The organism is Prescottella soli (assembly GCF_040024445.1).
GTDB lineage: Bacteria > Actinomycetota > Actinomycetes > Mycobacteriales > Mycobacteriaceae > Prescottella > Prescottella soli.
Genome location: NZ_CP157276.1, coordinates 2526481 through 2546087, shown reverse-complemented (window position 1 = coordinate 2546087; position 19607 = coordinate 2526481). Strand labels below are relative to the sequence as shown.

Sequence of the window (19607 nt, the reverse complement as noted above, 5' to 3'; positions counted from 1 at the left end):
ACACAGGGTCGCGGACTTCCGAGCGAACGGAGAATCACCATGCTGGCGTTGAGTTTTCCCGAGGGAGCGGCCCTGGTCTTCGGTGGCAGCGGCGGAATCGGCCGCGGCGTCGCTCGCGAGTTCGCACACGCCGGAACGGCCGTCGCGGTCTGCTACAACTCCAAGCGCGACGTCGCCGAGGAGACCGTCGCCGAGCTGCGCGCGCTGGGGGTGAAGGCGAGCGCGCACCAGGTCGACGTGCGCGACGAGGCGGCAGTCACCGGCGTGCTCGGGGACGTCGTCGCCGAGCACGGCCGGATCCACACGCTGGTGTGGGGTGCCGGACCGGTCGTCGAGCAGCTCACCGTCGCCGAGACCACGCCGGCGCAGTACCGCCGATCGGTGGAGATCGAGACGCTCGGGATGTACACCGCCGTCCACGCCGTCCTGCCGCACTTCCGCGAGCACGGCGGGGGCTCGATCGTCCACCTCGGTTCGGCCGGCGACCACTGGTTCCCGGAACTCGACGGGCTGTCGGTGATCCCCAAGGCCGCCAACGAGGCGCTCGTGCGCGGAATCGCGAAGGAGGAGGGTGTTCACAACGTCCGCGCCAACTCGGTGCTGGTCGGCGTGATCGAGGCCGGTATGTTCCTCGAACTACAGGCGCAGGGAGTGTTCGACGAGGAGTGGACACGGGAGGTGCAGAAGCTCGTTCCGCTCAAGCGTTGGGGCCAGCCGGCCGACATCGGTGCGGCGGCCGTCTTCCTCGCCTCGGAGCAGGCGACCTATATTACGGGGCAGCAGATTTCGGTGTCAGGCGGTTTCGGTGTCTAGCCTGGCGTAGTGAGAGGACGTGGCCGTGCCGCGAATTAGCGAAGATGCCCCGGCCACGTCGATGCTCGACCGGATCGAGTTGGTGCTCGAGGCGCTGGACGACAACGGGTACCTGACCCTGAGCCAGACCACCCGGCTCACGGGAATCCCCAGTTCGTCGGCGCACCGACTGCTCGAGAAGATGGTCTCGATGCGCTGGCTCAATCGGGTCGGTTCCCGCTACGAGCTGGGAGTTCGCCTGTTCGAGTTGGGTTCGCGGGCGATCCGGAACCACTGGTTCCACCGGGTCTCGCTGCCGATCATGCAGGAACTGCACCGCTCGACCGGCGCGGTCGTCCACCTCGCGTTCCTCGACGGCGCCGACGGGATCTACTGGGAGAAGCTGTCGGGGTCGTTCGGGGCCAACGTGCCGTCCCGGATCGGTGGACGCTACCCGGCGCACCGGTCCGCGGTCGGCAAGGCGCTGTTGACGCAGATCCCGTCCGAGGCGCTGGACGATCCGATGTTCGATCACGTCGAGACCGGAGTCGTCGGCGGACGCAAGGCGCTGCGCGCGGAACTCGAGCGGGCCGTGTCCGAGGGCGTGACGTACGACCGGGGCACGTTGTCGTCGTCGCTGGGCTGCGTCGGTGCGCCGGTTTCCAAGGGGATTCCCAAGCCGGCCGCGATCTCGATCTGCGGCCCGGTCGACCGGGTCACGAAGGACCGTCGCATGATCGAGGCCGTGCAGCGCGCCGCCGCCGCGATCGAGCGAGCGGCCCGCCAGGTCGACGCCGGCTCCCGCACCACGTGAAAAAGGTGCCCGTCGTCCGCACGGACGACGGGCACCTTGTCGAGTCGATGCTGCGATCAGCCCTTCCACCACGGGCGCAGCGGGACGTTCGCCGCCCCGTTGGGGTCGAGCTTGACGGCCAGCACCTGGTGCAGCTGAACGACGTTGCGCTCGAAGCCCAGTCGGGAGCCGGCCATGTACAGGCCCCACACCTTCGCGGTGCCCTCGCCGACCTCGGCGACACACTTGTCCCAGTTGTCCACCAGGTTGCGGCACCAGCCCGCGAGGGTCAGCGCGTAGTGTTCGCGCAGGTTCTCCTCGTGGCGCACCTCGAGGCCCACGTTCTGGATCTCGCTGATGATGCGGCCCGAGCCGGTGAGCTCGCCGTCCGGGAAGATGTAGCGGTCGATGAAGTAGCCCGCCTTGGCGCCGCTGCGGTTGCCCGGGCGGGTGATGCAGTGGTTGAGCATTCGGCCGCCGTCGCGCAGCTTGTCCTTCATGAACCCGAAGTACGACGGGTAGTTGTGGACACCGATATGTTCGGTGAGACCGATCGAGGAGATGGCGTCGAACCCGGTTTCGGGGACATCGCGGTAGTCGGAGAACCGCACCTCGGCCAGATCGCTCAGCCCCTCCTCGGCGATCGCGTTCTGTGCCCATTCGGCCTGCTCGCGGGACAGCGTGGCGCCGATGACCTTGACGCCGCGCCGGGCCGCGTAGCGGACCATGCCGCCCCAGCCGCAGCCGATGTCGAGGAGGCGGTCGCCCTCCTTCAAGCCGAGCTTGTCGAAGACCAGCCGGTACTTGTTCTCCTGGGCGTCCTCGAGGCTCTGGTCCTCGGACTCGTACGCGGCACACGTGTAGGTCATGGACGGGCCGAGTACGTACTCGTAGAAGGTGTTCGAGACGTCGTAGTGGTGGTGGATCACCTCGGCGTCGCGGGTCTTGGAGTGCCGCAGGCCTTCTGCGAACCGGCGCCAGCGGGGCAGATGCTCCTGTGGCGGGGGTGCGATGGGGCGCAGCTTGTCCCAGCCGATCGACCGCGTGATGGCCGCGATCTCCTTCGCCGACGGGCGATGGAAGTGCAGGTCGGTCATCGCCTTCAGGATCTCGTACGGATCGCCGGGGTGCACGCCGACGGCCTCGAGGTCGCCCGAGACGTAGGCACGCGCCATGCCGAGGTCGCCGGGCGCGGTGGCCAGGTAGGTGGTGCCCCGTGTCGAGTTCAGGTGAAGACCGTAGGGCGAGTTCTCAGGTCCGGTCGCACTGCCGTCGTACGCGGTGAACCGCAGCGGAATCCCACCGTCGGAGACGGTTTCGAGGATCTGCGCGAGGCTGAGCTTCTGCGCCGGGTCGGACATCGTTCTGAGAGTCGTCACTTTCGTTGCACCGCCTTCGAATAGAGGTCCAGGAGTCGTGAACCGGGGTCGTAACGCTTCTTGATCTGTGGGTAGTGAATGCCGCCGTAGAGCAGCGCGAATTCGTCCTCGTCGTAGAACGACTCGGAGTAGAGAGACTTGTGGCCGTCGAGTTCGCTGACCTTCTTCTCGATCAGCCGATTCGCCGCGCCGACGGGTGCGCCCCGCTCGATCGGCGCCGACGACCAGAAGCCGACGTTGACGTAGGTGCGGTGCGGGTCGAGCGGGTACAGCGGCCACGGTCGGGTTGTGTCGGCGGCCGGATGTGCGGGGTCTCGAAGGCGCAACGGGCACAACCAGAGTGGTTCGATCGGGATCTCGTCGAGGAACCAGTGGAGGAAGTTCGCCGTGTTCTCGATCGGGACCTCGATGTCCTGCACGACGCGCTCGCGCGGCGGCAGTCCCTTGCGGGCCTCGAGACGGTCGGCGATGTCGTACTTCTGGTCGAGGCCGATGAGCTTCCAGTAGAAGCTGCTGCGGCGGTAGCGCTTCGGCCAGAAACGCCGGATCCGGGGGTTCTGCGTCCCGAATGCGCGCGAGCACCAGAACCAGTCGGTGTCCCAGCGCCACAGGTAGTCGTTGATCGTCAGCCGGTCGGTCTTGGGATGGTTGATCGACTCGTGCTGGATGGACCGGTAGTAGATGTCCATGTCGGTGTAGTCGCTGACCGGTCCGGGCTCGTCGGTCTGCACACCCAGGGTCAGGTACGCCTCGGTCGGGGTGAAGACCGTGCCGTCGAGGTAGTCCACCGCGACGCCGTCCCACGATCGTTCCAGGACGATCCGGTCCATCGTCTCCTCGAGCTGCTTCAGGTCGGTGAAGCGCACGTGCCGCAGGGCGACGTACTTCTTCACCGGTTCGAGCTCGATCCGGATGCGCGTCGAATACCCGAGGGTGCCATACGAATTGGGGAAGGCCCAGAAGAGGTCTGCGTGTTCGCCGCCGGGGCTCGCGGTGATGATGTCCCCGCTGCCGGTGAGGATGTCGATCTCGAGCACGGACTCGTGTGGGAGCCCGTTGCGGAACGACGTGGACTCGATGCCGAGCCCGGTGACCGCGCCGCCGAGGGTGATGGTCTTCAGCTGCGGCACCACCAATGGGGCGAGCCCGTAGGGAAGTGTCGCGGCAACCAGGTTCTCGTACGTGCACATCCCCTGCACGTCGGCGGTGCGGGCCTCGGGATCGACGGAGATGACGCCGTCGAGGCCGGAGACGTCGAGCCCCGGCGCGGTGCTCTTGGCGCGCGCCCGGAACAGGTTGGACGTCTTCTTCGCCAGGCGCACGTTCGCGTCGGGCGGGATCGCCCAGTAGCTGGACAGCAGGCGCTGGACCCCCGCACGATGCGCGGCAAGCCCGATTTCGCGGATACCACTCTTGGAGTTCCCCACACCCTGACGCTATCGCTAGTCCGAACGGTCGGCTATCGATATCCCGGTGAGTCGCATCTCTGTAGCTATGCTAACGACTTGGTTGGTTGGGTGGCCGGGTCGGCGGCTTGATCGCGATCATCGCAGATCGGCGGGCAGGATGGGGGAGTACACCCACGAGCAAGGAGGCTCACCCAGTGGCACAGGTCAGCGCCAGCAGTTCCATCACCACCACGGCCGCTCCCGAGCAGGCGGTCGCCGCCCTGTCGGACTACGAGACCGTTCGCCCACGGATCCTTCCGCAGCAGTACCGGGACTACCGGGTACTCGAGGGCGGCCAGGGCGACGGGACGGTCGCGCAGTGGACGCTGCAGGCCACCGAGAAGCGGTCGCGCGACGTCAAGGCGACGGTGAGCGTCTCCGGCAACACCGTCACCGAGCGCGACGCGAACTCGTCCCTCGTCACGACGTGGGAGGTCGCGCCGTCGGGGGCCGGGTCGACGATCACCACGACGACGGAGTGGAAGGGCGCCGGCGGCATCGGCGGCTTCTTCGAGCGCACCTTCGCCCCGATCGGGCTGCGCAAGATCCAGGAGCAGACGCTCACGAACCTGGTTCGCGAACTGGGCTGACGCCCGCGACGGACTACGCTGACGAAGCGACTTCAGAAAGGACAAGTCCAGTGCAACCAGGTGGACAGCCCGATATGCAGCAGCTCCTCGCGCAGGCGCAGCAGATGCAGCAACAGTTGATGGCGGCGCAGGCGGAGATGGCCCAGGCCGAGGTGACCGGTCAGGCCGGCGGCGGTCTGGTGACCGCGACGGTCAAGGGCACCGGCGAGGTCGTCGGCCTCGCGATCGACCCCAAGGTGGTCGATCCGGACGACATCGAAACGCTGCAGGACCTCGTGATCGGCGCGATCGCCGACGCGTCGAACAAGGCCCAGGAGCTCGCGGCGGCCAAGCTCGGCCCGCTGGCCGGCGGCCTGCCCGGACTCCCCTTCTAGAGGCCCCGCCTTGTACGAAGGTCCCGTCCAGGACTTGATCGACGAGCTGGGCAAGCTGCCCGGTATCGGACCCAAGAGCGCCCAGCGCATCGCGTTCCACCTGTTGTCGGTCGAACCCCCGGAGATCGACCGCCTCCAGGCGGTCCTGCAGAAGGTGCGCGACGGCGTCCAGTTCTGCGTCGTGTGCGGCACGGTTTCCGAGGAGGAGAAGTGCCGCATCTGTTCCGACCCGCGCCGGGACCGGACCATGGTGTGCGTCGTCGAGGAACCCAAGGACGTCCAGGCGATCGAGCGGACCCGTGAGTTCAAGGGGCGCTATCACGTGCTCGGCGGGGCGCTCGATCCGCTGAGCGGCGTCGGCCCCGATCAGCTGCGGATCCGGGAGTTGTTGACGCGCATCGGAAATCAGGAGGACGGTGTCGACGTCACCGAGGTGATCATCGCGACCGACCCCAACACCGAGGGCGAGGCGACCGCGACCTATCTGGTGCGGATGCTGCGCGACTTCCCGGGGCTGACGGTGTCGCGGCTGGCGTCGGGGCTGCCGATGGGTGGCGACCTCGAGTTCGCCGACGAGCTCACCCTCGGGCGGGCCCTCTCGGGGCGGCGCACGCTGTAGGGCAGACCGGCGACCGTCCGCTCGGCGCGCCCCCGACCCCGCTACTGCGGGGTCGGGGGCGCGCCGTTCTCTGCGGTCACCGTCTGCTGCAGCGAACGGACGAGGCTCGCCATGCCGGGTGCCTCGGCCGCGCCGGTCCGGACGATCCCGCTGACCGGTACCCGCAGTCGGTTGTTCCGCTCGCGCATGAGGGACAGCCCGGTCCGGGGCACCTCGGCGACGCTGCTCGCGTAGAGCACCGTCCAGGCGCGAGGGTTGGTGATGACGTCGAGGATCGCGGTGTGATCGCGGGCGATCGGCGGGCCGAGCCGCAGACGCCGGCCGACGTCGACGAAGGCGTTCTCCACGACGGTGTGGATCAGGACCTGGCTCTGTCGCGGCGGGAGCAGCAGGGGGTAGGGCGCGAGTTCGCTCAGCTCGACGCTCGAGAAGGCCGACACCGGGTGCTGGTTGGATGTCGCGATCATGAGGTCCTCGACGCCGAGCTCCACGGTCTCGAGCCCGGGTCGGTCCACCTCGCCGCGGATCAGCGCGATGTCGGCGTCGCCCGACGACACCGCGTCGATGCGGTCGGTGAAGTTCTTGATCACGAACTCGATGTCGAGATCCGGGTGCTTCTCGCGGACGTGGGCGATCGCGGCCAGGCTCTGCGGCGCGAAACTCATGCTTGCGGTGATCCGGATACGGTCGCGTGGCTCCTTCACGACGGAGAACGCCTTGGCCTCGAGGCTCAGCACCTCCTGCGCGATCGGGACCAGACGCGATCCGGCCGACGTGAGCCGGACGACCCGGGTGGAGCGTTCGAACAGGGAAGCTCCCAGTTCCTGCTCGAGCTTGGTGACCTGGTGGCTGATCGCGGACTGCGAGATGAAGCACCGTTTGGCGGCATTGCTGAAGCTCAGCTCCTCGCTCACGGCGAGGAAGTACCGCAGCTGCCGGAAGTCCATGCCGACATACTACTTATGAGCGATCGAGATAACTGTTCGCCGAATATCCCTGACTACTGGCGCTAGGGTCCTTAGCGCTCCTACGGTGTCTCTCATACATCTCGACCAGGTCTCTCGAATATCTCGAGAAGGAGGCAACCGTGAGCGAAACTGCAATCGACCGGACCGAAGTTGTGATCGTCGGGTCCGGATTCGGTGCCCTCGCCACGGCGAAGAAGCTGGCCAAGGCCGGCAAGCCGTTCGTCCTCATCTCGGAGACCACCGAGCACCTGTTCCAGCCGCTGCTGTACCAGGTCGCGACCGGTGTCCTCGCGGCCGGCGAGATCGCCCCGTCGGTGCGCGCGATCCTCGCCAAGTACCCCAACGCGGACGTCCGCCTCGGCCGGGTCGTCGACGTGCACCCCGATGCGAAGGAACTCGTCTACGAGGCCGCCGGGGAGCGCCACACGCTCGGCTACGACTCGCTCGTCGCCGCCACCGGCGCGCGGCAGAGTTACTTCGGGCGCGACGAGTTCGCCAAGGTCACCTTCGCGCTCAAGACCGTCGACGACGCCGAGCGCCTGCGCGCGCAGATCGTGCGCTGCTTCGAGGAGGCGCACACCACCACCGACCTCGAGCGTCGCAAGAACCTGCTGAGCTTCATCGTCATCGGTGCCGGTGCCACCGGCGTCGAACTGGCCGGCCAGATCAAGGAACTCGCGGGCCGCTACTTCGAGCAGTCGATCCGCGGCGTCACCGCCGACGACGTCACCGTCACCCTCGTCGAGGGCGCGGGTGTCGCGATGCCGGCGTACGGCGGCAAGCTCAGCGAGTACACCAAGGAGTCGCTCGAGAAGTCGGGCGTCGAGGTGGTTCTCAACACGCTGGTGACCGACATCGACGAGCACGGCGCCACCCTCAAGGCGCACGGCAGCGAGACCGGGGAGCGCCGCACCGCCGAGACCATCATCTGGTCGGCGGGCGTGCAGGCCAACGACTTCGCGGCGGCGCTCGCCGAGCGCACCGGCTGCGAGACGGACCGCGCCGGACGCCTGCTCGTCAACCCCGACCTCACCGTCGGTGGCCGCGCCGACATCTTCGCGGTCGGCGACATGACGTCGCTGAACAACCTGCCCGGCCAGTCGCCCGTCGCGATGCAGGGCGGACGCCACGTCGCGGCCACCATCCTCGGAAAGACCAAGCGCGGCACGCCGTTCAAGTTCCGTGACAAGGGCTCGATGGCGATCATCAACCGCTTCCGCGCCGTCACCAAGGTCAAGAGCATCGAGCTCACCGGCTTCGTCGCCTGGGTGCTGTGGCTCGCGGTGCACATGGTGTACCTGGTGGGTTTCCGCAACCGCTACGTCGCGGTGATGTCGTGGTTCGGCTCGTTCCTCGGCCACCGTCGCCCGCACTTCCACTACGCGCAGGAGATCGGCCCGATCGAGGCGCCGGAGGCGCGGATCCCCGACGACGAGACCGCCAAGGCGGCATAGCTCGGATCGAACGACAGAGGGCGGAACGGCAAGTACTTCTTGCTGTTCCGCCCTCTGTCGTCATGCGGGGCTCAGATGATGACGCCCCCGTTGGGGCTGATGACCTGGCCGACGAGATAGTGGTTTTCGCCGGCGAGGTAGACGGCGAGCGAGGCATACTCCTCGGGTTTGCCCAGGCGGCCGACAGGGACGATCTGGTACAGGTTGGCCTTCTCCTCCTCGGTGGCCTTGTCGAGGTACGCCTGGAAGGGAGGGGTGAGTACCCCGCCGCACGCGATCGCATTGACGTACACGCCGGCGCCGGCGACGTCGAGGGCGACGGTCTTGGTCAGGTTCGCGACAGCGGCTTTCGCGGCCGAGTACCCGGGGCTGTGCGCGCTCGCGGCCGAGGTGCCGGCGATCGATGCGATGTTGATGATCCGCCCGTAGCCCTGCGGCTCCATGAACTTCAATGCCTCACGGGTGCAGTAGAAGACGCCGTGGACGTTGACGTCCCACCACTTGAGCCAGTCCTCGTCGGTGAGGCTGCTGGTGATGCCCATGGACTGCCGCTCCACGGGGGTGGTGATGTGCGCATAGTGGCGACTGCGGCGGACCTCGTCCTCCGGTGAATTCGGCACCCGCGCAGCGTTGTTGACCAGGATGTGAACGGTGCCGAACTGGTCGGCGGCCCGGGCGAACAGTTCGACGACCTGCTCCTTGGAAGAGACGTCGCAACGCAGGGCCAGGCTCTTGCGTCCCAGGGCCTCGATCTCGGTGGAGACCTCCGCGAGCTTGTCCTCCTGCAGGTCACACAGGACGAGGTCCGCGCCCTCCTGCGCCATCGCGAGGGCGATCGACCGGCCCAGGCCCTGTGCGGCTCCGGTCACGACGGCGACTTTGTCGAGTAGCTGCATTGCACTGCTCCTAGTCTGGATATGCGAGATCTGCACCGGCACCGAAGTAGCGGTGCATGTTCCTGCCCTTGGAGTTGCCTTGGGGGGCAACGCGACTCCGAATCGGCTCGGTCGTCGGAGGGTGTGACAAGTGAGGTGACGCATGTCACGCTATACCGAATGGGTCGTTCGCTCTTGGCCCGTTGGGACAGATTCCTTGGCATTCTGAGACGATTGGGGAGACGGTGAGAGCTTTGAGGGTCCGGATTTCGGTTCTCAACGAGTACGTCGAGTTGGCGCAGTCGCTCGGGCTGGATCCACATCCGGTGATGCGGGAGGCCGGTATCGATCCGGCGACCTTCGCGACGCCCGACGCGTGGATCGCGGCGCAGGCAGTGAACGACCTCCTCGAGCACACGGCCGGGGCGACGTCGTGCGACGACTTCGGGGTGCGGATGGCGGCGGGCCGGCGGATCTCCAACCTCGGCCCGGTGGGCATGGTCGCGCGGGAGGAACCGGACGTGCGGAGCGCGCTCGAGATCGTCCTTCGGTACATGCGGCTGTACAACGAGGCCATCCTGACTCGACTGGTCGAGATGAACGGTCTCGCGACGCTCCACGTCGAGCCCGCGCAGGGGTTGCAGCTGGGGCGTCAGTCGATCGAGCTGACCGTCGCATCGATCGCGCGGATCCTCGGTAGCTTCCTTCAGGACGACTGGCGCCCGCTGTCCACCTGCTTCGCCCACGACGTGCCGGCCGACCTCGACGTCTATCACCGCGTGCTGGGCCCGCACGTCGCGTTCGGCCGCGACTTCAACGGTCTGGTGCTCTACTCGAGTGATCTCGACTCGGTGAATCCGCTGTCGGATCCGCTCCTGCGGCCGTATGCGCGGCAGTACCTCGACCTGCTCACCCCGCCGGAGGACACCTCGACCGTCGACCGCGTCCGGGACATGATCGAGGCGTTGCTGCCCGGCGGGAACTGCTCCGCGACGCGGATCGCGCGCAGCCTCGGCATGGACAGGCGCACGCTGCACCGGCACCTGGCGCAGTCGGAGGAGACCTACACGTCGGTGGTCGACGCGGTCCGCGCCGATCTCGCGGTGCGCTACATAGCCCGCGACGGCCGCACCTTGACCGACATCGCCGGCGAGCTGGGCTTCTCGGACCTGAGCGCCTTCTCACGCTGGTTCCGGCGCCGGTTCGGCCAGAGCCCCACCGCGTGGGCGGCGACCGAACGTGAACTCGGATCGCTGTGACGGGGCGGGACCGTTGCCGGCCGGGACGCCACGAACCACGCGGTCGCGACGACGGTCGCGCAGCCGACCAGTTGCAGCGCCGTGGGGCGCTCGCCGAGCCAGGCCGTCGCGGCCCCGATGGCGATGACCGGTTGCAGCAGCAGGAGCGTGGCGCCGACCTCGGGTGCGAGCCGGGGCAGGGAGCGGCCGAGGACTACCCAGCCCACCACCTGCGCCGAGAGGGCCAGCGCTGCAAGCCAACCGAACGCCTCCCAGCCGGGCGTCAGGTCCACCGGGCCCCAGAGTGACCCGAGGGCGGATCCGACGATTCCGGCCGCCGTCGTCGAGATCAGGACCTGGGACGACGCGGTGGTCGCCGATCCACGCCCGCCGACGACGAAGATGTACGCCGCGTACGCGACGCCCGACAGCAGCGCCAGGAAGCTACCCCAGTACAGCTCCGGTCCGGCCGACATCCCGCCCGCCGCCCCGCTCGTGAGTGCGACCCCGGCGAACAGGACCGGGACCGCCAGGACGAATCGCGTCGGGACCTTGGTCCCCAGGACGAGAAACGAGAGCAGCGGGACGACGACTACTTGCACGTTCACGAGAACCGTCGAGATGCCGGCCCCGATCAGCCCGATCGCCTGCGACCACAGAGCGAAGTCGACGCCGAGCATGGCGCCCGCGACGGTGTACCGCACCACGTCTTGCCGGGCGAGACGACATCCACGGCGCCGCTCCCGCCACGCGAGCACGGCCAGCGGCGGCAGTGCCGGCAGGCACCGGTAGAACACCGCGGTCGCGGCGGAGACGTCGGCCAGCCGGATGAACACTGCGGTCAGGGAGATCGCGAAGGCGCCTGCAACCGCGAGCGCGCGGGGGTCGACGAACCGGTCGGGTGCGTACGCGGCGGCCGCTCGGGCGCGGCCTGATTCCATGGTCGACACGGGCACAATTCTTGTATCTACCAGCAGAAACAACAAGTAAGAAATGTTTCTGAACATTCGGTAGTGTTGCGTGCGTGTTGAGCCTCGAACGCATCCGCGCGCTCTGCGCGGTGGCCGAGACCGGATCGGTTGCCGCAGCGGCGAAGCTCCTGCACGTGACGCCGTCCGGGGTCTCCCAGCAGTTGGCGAAGCTCGAACGCGAGGTGGGGGCGAGGCTGCTCGAGCCGTCCGGCCGCGGCGTGAGTCTCACGCCCGCGGGACGGCTGCTCGCCGAACGTGGTTCGGACCTGTTGGCTCGAGCGGCCGCCGTCGAGGCCGAGATCGGCTCCATGCGGGACGAAGTCGTCGGCCCGATTCGTTTCGGTGCGTTCGTCGCCGCGTCGCGCGTGGTCCTGCCGTCCGTGGTCGCCGCGCTGTCGGCACGGTATCCGGTCCAGGTGTCGGTGGTGGAGGCGGAGACCGAGGTGACGCTGGAGTCGCTCGCCCGCAAGCGCGTCGACGTCGGGGTGGTCGACAGCTGGGAATCGGCGCCCGTGCGCATCCCGATCGGAATGGAATCGAAGCTGATACATCGGGATTCGGCAGCCGTGGCCTTGCCCGCGGACCATCCGCTCGCGGGACTGGGAACCGTTCCGCTCCGCAAACTCGCCGACACGGCGTGGGTGGCGTGGGGTGCCGGCACGGGCTTTCGGGAATGGCTCGTGAAGACGCTGCGCGGGGAGGGCTTCGAGCCCCGCGTCGACTTCGAGGCGTCGGATGTCTCGACGCATCTCGCGTTCGTCGCCGCGGGACTCGCGGCTGCCCTAGTTCCGCGCCTGGCGGTCGACGACCTCCCTGCAGGCGTCGCGCTGCTGCCGACCGATCCGCCGCTGCTGCGGGACATCCACGTGGTCTGGCGGTCGGACAACGCCGGTCCCGCCGTCCGCGCCGGCATCGCCGCGGTGGAAGAGGCGTTCGGCGGCAGTCGATCTCGAGAATCGAGGACCCCCTACACCCCGAGATCTCGCGGGCAGTAGCCGACCGGGTAGCCGGGGTAGGTGCGGTTCCGGGGGTCGCCGGATCCCGCGGACACCCGCCGCTTCGGTAGCAGGCGCACGACACCCGACCGGGCCCGCAGTCCGGCCTCCACGGCGGCCCGCACCCGCGCCGAGCCCTTCGGGAACCCGAACGCGGTGGACATGCGATCGTCGATCAGTGCGTACACGGCTGCGGCGACGGGACGTTCGAGAACCGTCGGGTACCACGACTGGAACAGGCGCAGGGTGTAGGTGCCTATGCGGTGGTTGTCGTCGCTGTAGACGAAGTGCTCCCGTTCGTAGTCCGTCTTGAACCGGTGGAACTCCTGGTACGAGTCGGGAATGTCCTTGATGCCCATGCGGATCCCGACCTGGCGGTAGAAGTGGTACGACGCGAGACGTTCGTGCGGATGCAGGCGGCGCCACCCGTAGCGGTCGATCCAGTCGATCGGGTCGTACACGAACGTAGACAGCACGTAGCGCATGTCGTCGTTCGAGATGGTGTACCGCCCGTGCATCCGGTTGATGTTGCGCAGCGACTCTCGCCCGCGTTCGGAGTCGTAGCCGTGCTCCACCAGCTCGCCCATCAGCAGGGCGGTGTCGTCGTAGCGCTTCTGCGGGCGGTGCTCGAACTCCCCTGTGCGGGCCAGCAGTTCGGATATCGACGGCACACAGTAGGTCCGGAACAGGGCGAACTCGAGCGAACGTTGGTAGTCCCACGGGAACTCGTAGCCGGCCGTGATACGGAGGATGTCCTGGTGGTGTGTCTCCGGATCGAGTCCCTCGAGTACCTTCACCCACCCCATCCGCCCCCGGTCCGGGTGCGGATCCCGGTCGGGGGCGGGGAAGCTGTGGACGCGTCGCGAACTGGTCAGCGTCACGGCGTCACCGACCGTGCCGGGCCTTGAGCATCCACGCCGAGATCTTCATGTCCCGGGCGGACCGCTCGAGGGTGAGCAGATTCAATGGGGCCGAGAACCTCTGGACGGTGACGGCCTTGGGGTGACTGAATTCGCGGAGGCCGTCGGCGCCGTGGATACGACCGAAACCGGACTCGCCGATACCGCCGAACGGCAGCGACGGGATCCCGGCGAAGCCGAGCACGGAGTTCACCGACACCATCCCGGCGCGCAGTCGGCCGGCTATGTCCCGGCCGCGGGACCGGTTGCGGGTGAACACCGATGCGCCAAGGCCGTACGACGTCGCATTGGCCCGCTCCACGCCCTCTTCGACGTCGCGGACCTTGTTGACGACAACGGTCGGCCCGAACGTCTCCTCGCACACCGCCGACGAGCCCTCCGGGACATCGGTGAGGATCACCGGATCGACGAATCGATCATGGACGGAGTCGATTCCGCCGATCACCGCACGGGCGCCCTTCCCGAGCGCGTCGGCGATGTGGCTGCGGACGACGTCGACCTGCCGCGGCAACGTCATCGGTCCGTAGGTGTCCTCGTCCGACCCGCCGGGGGTGACCCGTTCGACCGCGTCGGTGAGCTTGTCGAGGAACTGTCGGTACACCGGTTCGGCCACGTAGATGCGCTCCACGCCGGCGCACGTCTGGCCGGCATTGCCGAAGGCCCCGAACGCGGCGAACTCGACGGCCTTGTCCAGGTCGGCGTCCTCGGCGACCAGCATCGCGTCCTTGCCGCCGCACTCGGCGACGATCGGGGTGAGGGTCTCGGCGCAGGCCGCCATGACCTTCCGCGCGGTGGGTCCGGAACCGGTGAACGCGATCTTGTCGACACCGGCCCGGCACAGGGCCGCTCCCGTCGGTCCGAGGCCCGTGATCACCTGCAGCACAGGCTGGGTCGGCGCGAGCGAGTTCCACTTGGCCTCGAGCCACTTTCCGACGCCCGGGGTGAGTTCGCTGGGCTTGAAGACGATCGCGTTCCCGGCGGCGAGTGCGTACGAGATCGATCCCATCGGCGTGTACACCGGGTAGTTCCACGGGCCGATGACGCCGACGACACCGAACGGCTGATAGCCGAGCGTGGCGGCCTGGTTGGCGCTGACGAGGCCCGACGGCACCCGTCGGGGCCGGAGCACCTTCTTCGCATTGCGGGCGGCCCAGTCGAGGTGCTCGATCGCGAGCATCACCTCGAGCAGCGCGTCGTCGTGGGGCTTGCCGGTCTCGGCGGAGACGACCCGGGCGAGGTCGTCGGCGTCCGTCGCGATCGCCTTCTTGAACTCGAGCAACCAGTCGCGGCGACCGCGGAATCCCTGTGCGGCCCACCAGTTCGCCGCGCCGCGGGCTCGATCGACCGCGACCGCGACGTCGGACTCGGTCATGACGGGGTACTCGGCGAGAAGGGTTCCGGTCCGCGGGTCCAGGCTCGCGAACGTCGAGGGGGCGTGATCGTGGGACGAGTCGGGGGCCGTGCCGCGCAGTTCTCGGGTCATGTCGAACTACCTCCGGATCTCCAGTGGGATCGCATCACATATATTTGATGTGATTTACTGTGGTGACGCTCACACTATTCGGCCCGGCGGGCACGGACAACCCCTTCGCGCGGCGCCCCGCCGCGCACCGGGCCACAGGGAACTCGGTCACTCGATTCTTTGCAGGCAGGAGCACGCCAATGACGATCGACTTCACCCCCGAGCAGCACGATTTCGCGCAGGCGGTGGCCGCGTTGTGCCGCCGCGAGTGCGGCACCCGCGAACAGCGGGACGCACTCACCGGCCGCGGCGAGCACAGCCACAACCAGGAGCTGTACCTGAAGATGGCCGACCTCGGCTGGCTCGGAATCACGGTGCCCGAGGAGTACGGCGGATCGGGCGGCACCGCGGTCGACATGTGCGTCCTCCTCGAGCAGTGCGCGCGGGGGATGGCGCCGATCGGAGGTATCGGCCCGACGCTCATCACCGGTGCTGCATACGGGAAGTTCGGCACCGAGGAACAGAAGCGGACCGTGCTCGGCGGCATCGTCCGCGGCGCGTCCGAGTCGATTTCGATGTCCGAGCCCGAAGCCGGCTCCGACGTCGGCAACCTCAGCTGCCGTGCCGAGAAGGTGTCCGACGGCTGGCTGATCAACGGTCAGAAGACGTGGTGTTCCAACGCGCACTTCGCCGAGAACATCCTGCTCGTGGCGCGCACCGACCGCACCGGATCCAAGCATGAGGGTCTGACGATGTTCCACCTGCCGGCGGACACTCCGGGACTCAAGATCAGCGGCATCGACACAATGGGCGGCAAGGAGGTCAACGACCTTTACCTCACCGACGTCCACCTGCCGGACGACGCCGTCGTCGGCGCGGTCGGCAACGGTTGGGCGCAGCTGATGACCGGGCTCAACATCGAACGGCTCATCCTCGGCGCGATGATGCTCGGCACCGCGCAGCGGGCGTTCGACGACACACTCGAATTCGTCACGCAGCGAAAGCAGTTCGGCCGACCGGTCGGAACATTCCAGGTGCTGCGGCACCGCATCGCGGACCTGGCCACCGAGATCGAGTGCACCCGGCTGCTCGTGTACAACACCGCACGGCTGGTCGATGCGAACCCGGCGAAGCTGTTCCCGCGGGAGGCGTCGATGGTCAAGCTCAAGGCGACCGAGACCGCGAAGAAGGTGGCGCTCGAGGGCATGCAGATGATGGGCGGATACGGGTACGCCACCGAGTTCGACATGGAAGGCCACGTCCGCAGGACGCTCGTGTCGTCGATCTACGGCGGTACCAACGAGATCCAGCGCGACATCATCGGCAAGACGTTCGGACTGTAGGGGTCGACATGGTTGCTCCGGCGCGTCCGACACGTCCACTGCGCAAGACGCAGTTGTCCGACTCGGTGGCGACACACCTGCGCGGTGCGGTCATGTCGGGTCGCCTGCGGCCCGGTGAGTTCGTGCGACTCGACGAGACCGCGGCCGAACTCGGTGTCAGTGTCACCCCGGTGCGGGAGGCGCTGCTGACCCTGCGGGGCGAGGGCATGATCGAGTCGGTGCCCAACCGGGGGTACGTCGTCTCGCCGCTCGAGCGCGACGACGTGCACGACATCTTCTGGTTGCAGGGGCAGATCACGGTGGAGCTCGCGGTGCGCGCCTCGCAGGCCGCGTCCGCCGAGGACCTCGCGCGACTGACCGCGCTCAACGACGTTCTGGGCGAGGCCGTCGAGGTGGCGGATCCCGAGCGGATCGCGGACGCGGAGTACGAGTTCCACCGCGAACTGTGTCGGATCGGCGGCGGGCCGAAGCTCGCGTGGTTCCTGCTCAACGCCGCCCGCTACACGCCCTACCAGCTGTACGCGACCGATCCGGCGTGGGGAGCGCTGGCGGTGGCGTCGCACACGAGCCTGATCGACGCACTCCGCGCCGGCGACCGGGCCGCCGTCGTGCGGCACACGCGCATCCAGTTCGACGACGCCGCACAGCGGCTCGTCGCGCACCTCGAACGAGTCGGGATCTGGGCATGACGAATCAAGTTGTCGCAGTGGGCACCGAGGGCCGGCTCGACCTCGCGGACTTCGTGGGGGAGTCGATGCTGCTGATCGGCGCCGGCGCCACCGTCCTGCTGCAGCTCGCGGTGCCCGGGGTCGGGCGCGGCGTCGCCGAGCACAGCACCACGCTCGAGCGACCGCTGGACCGCCTGCGGACCACCATGACGTTCGTGTACGCCGTCACCCTCGGCACCGCCGAGGAGAAGCAGGCGGTGGTGCGCCTGGTGAACCGTGCGCACGTCCCGGTGCGGTCGGAGCGGTACAACGCGTTCGATCCCGAACTGCAGCTGTGGGTCGCAGCCACCCTGTACCGCAACGGTTTCGACATGTACCAGCGGTTCTTCGGGCCGATGTCGGACGCCGACGCCGAGCGGCTGTACCGGCAGTCGGCGGTGTACGGGACGGCGTTGCAGGTCAGGGAGGACATATGGCCGGCGACCCGCACCGAGTTCGACGCGTACTGGGATCGGATGATCGAGACCGCCGCGGTGGACGCCCAGGTGCGCGCGTACGTGCGCGGACTACTCGCCGGCGGCAGGGCGCCGCTGCCGGTGCGGATGACGATGCCGTTGCAGCGCTTCCTCACGATCGGCCTGCTGCCGCCGCGGATCCGGGACCAGTTCGCGCTGCCGTGGAGCCCGCGCGACCAGCGCCGCTTCGACCGACTGATGACGGTGTTGCCGGTCGTCTACCGCCGCGTCCCGCGTCCGCTGCGCCAGGTGACAGCCACCTACTACCTGCGGGACATGCGCCGACGCCTGGCGAAGCATGCGCACCTGATCTGACGACCCGTGGCGGTCAGAGCGCCACGTCGCGTTCGAGGCCGAACCAGAAGTGCTCGCCGCCGTCGAACACCAGCTTGCCCTTGCCGTTCATGACGCCGATGACGGTGTCGTCGTCGACCTTCTTGAAGTGATCGAACACCGGCATGCCGTCGTAGACCATGGTCGCGGTCACTTCACCGCGGAAGACCACCTCCCACAGCGTGGCCTCGCCGTGCCCGGTTCCGATGTCGGAGAACAGCTTTCCCGAGTCGTCGCGGCACAGCAGTGGCTGGACGTCGGATTCGCCGGTAAACGCCTTGCCGTACCAGTGGATACGCTCGAGTAGCGCGCCCGTGCGATGTCCCGTATCGAAAGCGAAGCCGCGCCAGCGGTATCCGATGAGGTTGTTCGGTCGGCACGGCTCGAGTCGGTCCCACAGGGCGTCGAGCTCACGTGGATCGATCCGGTCGGTTCGGGCGCGAAGATCTGCGACGTCGTCCTGGATGCTCATGCCGTACCTCCGGTGTCGTCGGTCGAATCGCCGAACAGTGTCGTGAGCATCATCGCCTGGACGCGCGCCTCGTTGACCCGGGTGGGGTCGAAGCGCATCACCCGGCCCACGTCGAGGACGAGGCTCAGCGCTGCGTGCACCAGGAAACGGCACTCGGCCGCGGACAGGTCGGACCGCGTCTCGCCGAGGAGGTGTGCCCACTCCTCGACGTTGAGCCGCTGCACGTTTCGCAGTTCGGTGCGTTGCGCGTCGGGCAGGCTGCCGATCTCGGCGAAGTACACGCTCATCAGCTCGCTCTGGGCGAATGACAGCCGGACGTACACGTCCACCAGGGACCGCAGCGCCTCGCGTGGGGTCGTGGAGCCGCCCAGCGCGGTCCAGACCGCTGCCGCGAGGCGATCCGCGGCACGGTGGAAGGCTGCCGCCAGCAGATCCGACTTGCTCGCGAAATGCCGGTACACCCCCGACGCGTTGATCCCGGCCGCGGTCCCGATGTCCTCGATGCTCACCTCGTGGTAGCCGCGGGCATGGAAGAGCACGATCGACTCGTTCAGGAGCACTTCCCGCTTGTTGGACAGCGGGATTCCCGCTGTTACCGCCGGGGTGACGTCCGGCTCGGTGGGAATGGGCAGGTCGATCCGGGCGAGGGCTCGACAGGTGTCGAGCAAGAGCTTCTCGAGGCGTCGCCGCGGCAGGTTCGCGCGATGGACGGTGATGCTGCCGACGACGCTGAGCATGGCGACGCAGATCAGGAAGTTGTCGCGCTCCGGCAGTTCGGGCCGCAGCTGGGCCAGCGTCGCCCCCATGCGCCGATTGACCGCGCCGATCGCGCCGCGGATGCAGGCTCGGTCGGTGGCCTCGAGATATCGGCTCTCCCAGCGGTACAGGCCGGCGGACTTGCGGTTGGCGACGGTGGTGCGGATCGCGGTCAGGATCTGTCCGTCGAGACGCTGGGCGGCGTCCGGCGCCTCCCGCTCGGCGTCCGCTGCGATCGCGCTCTCGAGTGATGTCACGAGACCCGTTGCGGCGTCGAGGAACAGTGCGTACTTGTTGGGGTAGTGGCGGTAGAGGGCCGGCCCGGAGATGCCCACGGTCGCGGCGATGTCGTCGACGCTGACGCTGTGGTACCCGCGCTCGCTGAACGCCTCGGCGGCCACCGCGGCGATCTGCGCCTTCCGGTTCTTGGGGCGGCGCCGTGGCTCGGTCTCCGTTCGCTGCGCCACCGAACCTCCTGACGTGTGGGCTATTGGTGGCGGAAGCATAACGCACAGGTGAGTGCCGGTAATTCGGGTATGTCTGCGCAATTCCCCAGACACTCGGGCGAATTCGCCTGAACACGGATGCTTGACAAAAGGTTCGGGTGCCACGAAAGTTAGCGACGATTCTCGGGAACCCGGT

General features: G+C 68.0%; 19 protein-coding genes and 1 pseudogene. 11 read left to right on the top strand and 9 right to left on the bottom strand.

Features of this window, described 5'->3' with window-relative positions:
• The first annotated feature begins 39 nt into the window (after positions 1 to 39).
• Both ABI214_RS11980 and ABI214_RS11975 read left to right on the top strand, forming a co-directional pair.
• Positions 40 to 813, top strand: a complete 774-nt coding sequence (locus ABI214_RS11980; protein WP_348610618.1) for an SDR family NAD(P)-dependent oxidoreductase — start codon at positions 40 to 42, stop codon at positions 811 to 813.
• Positions 814 to 838: 25 nt separating this feature from the next.
• The gene (locus ABI214_RS11975; protein WP_348610615.1) at positions 839 to 1606 is read left to right on the top strand and encodes an IclR family transcriptional regulator; all 768 of its coding nucleotides are present in this window, start codon (positions 839 to 841) and stop codon (positions 1604 to 1606) included.
• 56 nt (positions 1607 to 1662) lie between these two features.
• Here ABI214_RS11975 and ABI214_RS11970 read toward each other — a convergent pair whose 3' ends face one another.
• Complete coding sequence (locus ABI214_RS11970) at positions 1663 to 2946, bottom strand: class I SAM-dependent methyltransferase (protein ID WP_348611567.1); 1284 nt, start codon at positions 2944 to 2946, stop codon at positions 1663 to 1665.
• Between the two features lie 14 nt (positions 2947 to 2960).
• Positions 2961 to 4391, bottom strand: a complete 1431-nt coding sequence (locus ABI214_RS11965) for an FAD-binding oxidoreductase (protein ID WP_348610612.1) — start codon at positions 4389 to 4391, stop codon at positions 2961 to 2963.
• Between the two features lie 176 nt (positions 4392 to 4567).
• On the opposite strand from ABI214_RS11965, the gene ABI214_RS11960 reads away from it, so the two are divergent.
• The 3 genes from ABI214_RS11960 to recR all read left to right on the top strand — a co-directional run bounded on the left by ABI214_RS11960 (position 4568) and on the right by recR (position 5995).
• Positions 4568 to 5002, top strand: a complete 435-nt coding sequence (locus ABI214_RS11960; RefSeq protein WP_348610609.1) for an SRPBCC family protein — start codon at positions 4568 to 4570, stop codon at positions 5000 to 5002.
• A 74-nt stretch (positions 5003 to 5076) separates the two neighbouring features.
• Positions 5077 to 5376 (top strand): YbaB/EbfC family nucleoid-associated protein, encoded by a 300-nt coding sequence (locus ABI214_RS11955; RefSeq protein ID WP_342394585.1) that lies wholly within the window; start codon positions 5077 to 5079, stop codon positions 5374 to 5376.
• A gap of 10 nt (positions 5377 to 5386) precedes the next feature.
• A complete protein-coding gene (gene recR, locus ABI214_RS11950) occupies positions 5387 to 5995 on the top strand; it encodes a recombination mediator RecR (RefSeq protein ID WP_348610605.1) in 609 nt (202 codons plus the stop codon).
• Positions 5996 to 6036: 41 nt separating this feature from the next.
• Here the strand turns inward: recR and ABI214_RS11945 are convergent, their stop codons facing one another.
• On the bottom strand, positions 6037 to 6942 hold the full coding sequence (locus tag ABI214_RS11945) for a LysR family transcriptional regulator (RefSeq protein ID WP_348610602.1): 906 nt from the start codon (positions 6940 to 6942) through the stop codon (positions 6037 to 6039).
• A gap of 155 nt (positions 6943 to 7097) precedes the next feature.
• On the opposite strand from ABI214_RS11945, the gene ABI214_RS11940 reads away from it, so the two are divergent.
• Complete coding sequence (locus tag ABI214_RS11940; RefSeq protein WP_348611564.1) at positions 7098 to 8417, top strand: NAD(P)/FAD-dependent oxidoreductase; 1320 nt, start codon at positions 7098 to 7100, stop codon at positions 8415 to 8417.
• 71 nt (positions 8418 to 8488) lie between these two features.
• Here the strand turns inward: ABI214_RS11940 and ABI214_RS11935 are convergent, their stop codons facing one another.
• Positions 8489 to 9313 carry an SDR family NAD(P)-dependent oxidoreductase gene (locus ABI214_RS11935; protein ID WP_348610599.1) on the bottom strand — a complete coding sequence of 275 codons (825 nt, stop codon included), beginning with the start codon at positions 9311 to 9313 and terminating at the stop codon, positions 8489 to 8491.
• Between the two features lie 224 nt (positions 9314 to 9537).
• Between ABI214_RS11935 and ABI214_RS11930 the strand changes: the two are divergent.
• A pseudogene (locus tag ABI214_RS11930) lies at positions 9538 to 10473 on the top strand (AraC family transcriptional regulator ligand-binding domain-containing protein); the annotation flags it as partial.
• On the opposite strand, the gene ABI214_RS11925 reads toward ABI214_RS11930, so the two are convergent.
• The gene (locus tag ABI214_RS11925) at positions 10401 to 11471 is read right to left on the bottom strand and encodes a DMT family transporter (protein ID WP_408587385.1); all 1071 of its coding nucleotides are present in this window, start codon (positions 11469 to 11471) and stop codon (positions 10401 to 10403) included. The pseudogene ABI214_RS11930 and the gene ABI214_RS11925 overlap by 73 nt on opposite strands.
• Before the next feature lie 83 nt (positions 11472 to 11554).
• Here ABI214_RS11925 and ABI214_RS11920 point away from each other — a divergent pair, with 83 nt between their 5' ends.
• Complete coding sequence (locus ABI214_RS11920; RefSeq protein ID WP_348610593.1) at positions 11555 to 12496, top strand: LysR family transcriptional regulator; 942 nt, start codon at positions 11555 to 11557, stop codon at positions 12494 to 12496.
• Here the strand turns inward: ABI214_RS11920 and ABI214_RS11915 are convergent.
• Together ABI214_RS11915 and ABI214_RS11910 are read right to left on the bottom strand one after the other, a co-directional pair.
• Positions 12469 to 13302: an oxygenase MpaB family protein gene (locus tag ABI214_RS11915; RefSeq protein WP_348611561.1), complete on the bottom strand. Its 834-nt coding sequence runs from the start codon at positions 13300 to 13302 to the stop codon at positions 12469 to 12471. The genes ABI214_RS11920 and ABI214_RS11915 overlap by 28 nt on opposite strands.
• Before the next feature lie 79 nt (positions 13303 to 13381).
• Complete coding sequence (locus ABI214_RS11910) at positions 13382 to 14899, bottom strand: aldehyde dehydrogenase family protein (protein ID WP_348610590.1); 1518 nt, start codon at positions 14897 to 14899, stop codon at positions 13382 to 13384.
• Between the two features lie 179 nt (positions 14900 to 15078).
• On the opposite strand from ABI214_RS11910, the gene ABI214_RS11905 reads away from it, so the two are divergent.
• Genes ABI214_RS11905 through ABI214_RS11895 form a run of 3 tightly spaced genes read left to right on the top strand, consistent with a single transcriptional unit; the run spans position 15079 to position 17719 of the window.
• On the top strand, positions 15079 to 16221 hold the full coding sequence (locus tag ABI214_RS11905; RefSeq protein ID WP_348610588.1) for an acyl-CoA dehydrogenase family protein: 1143 nt from the start codon (positions 15079 to 15081) through the stop codon (positions 16219 to 16221).
• Between the two features lie 8 nt (positions 16222 to 16229).
• Positions 16230 to 16910 (top strand): GntR family transcriptional regulator, encoded by a 681-nt coding sequence (locus tag ABI214_RS11900; protein WP_348610586.1) that lies wholly within the window; start codon positions 16230 to 16232, stop codon positions 16908 to 16910.
• A complete protein-coding gene (locus ABI214_RS11895; RefSeq protein ID WP_348610583.1) occupies positions 16907 to 17719 on the top strand; it encodes an oxygenase MpaB family protein in 813 nt (270 codons plus the stop codon). Before ABI214_RS11900 ends, ABI214_RS11895 begins: the two co-directional genes overlap by 4 nt.
• A 13-nt stretch (positions 17720 to 17732) precedes the next feature.
• Here the strand turns inward: ABI214_RS11895 and ABI214_RS11890 are convergent, their stop codons facing one another.
• The gene (locus ABI214_RS11890) at positions 17733 to 18209 is read right to left on the bottom strand and encodes a DUF4334 domain-containing protein (RefSeq protein ID WP_348610580.1); all 477 of its coding nucleotides are present in this window, start codon (positions 18207 to 18209) and stop codon (positions 17733 to 17735) included.
• Positions 18206 to 19471 (bottom strand): TetR/AcrR family transcriptional regulator, encoded by a 1266-nt coding sequence (locus ABI214_RS11885; protein WP_408587330.1) that lies wholly within the window; start codon positions 19469 to 19471, stop codon positions 18206 to 18208. Before ABI214_RS11885 ends, ABI214_RS11890 begins: the two co-directional genes overlap by 4 nt.
• Positions 19472 to 19607 lie beyond the last annotated feature (136 nt).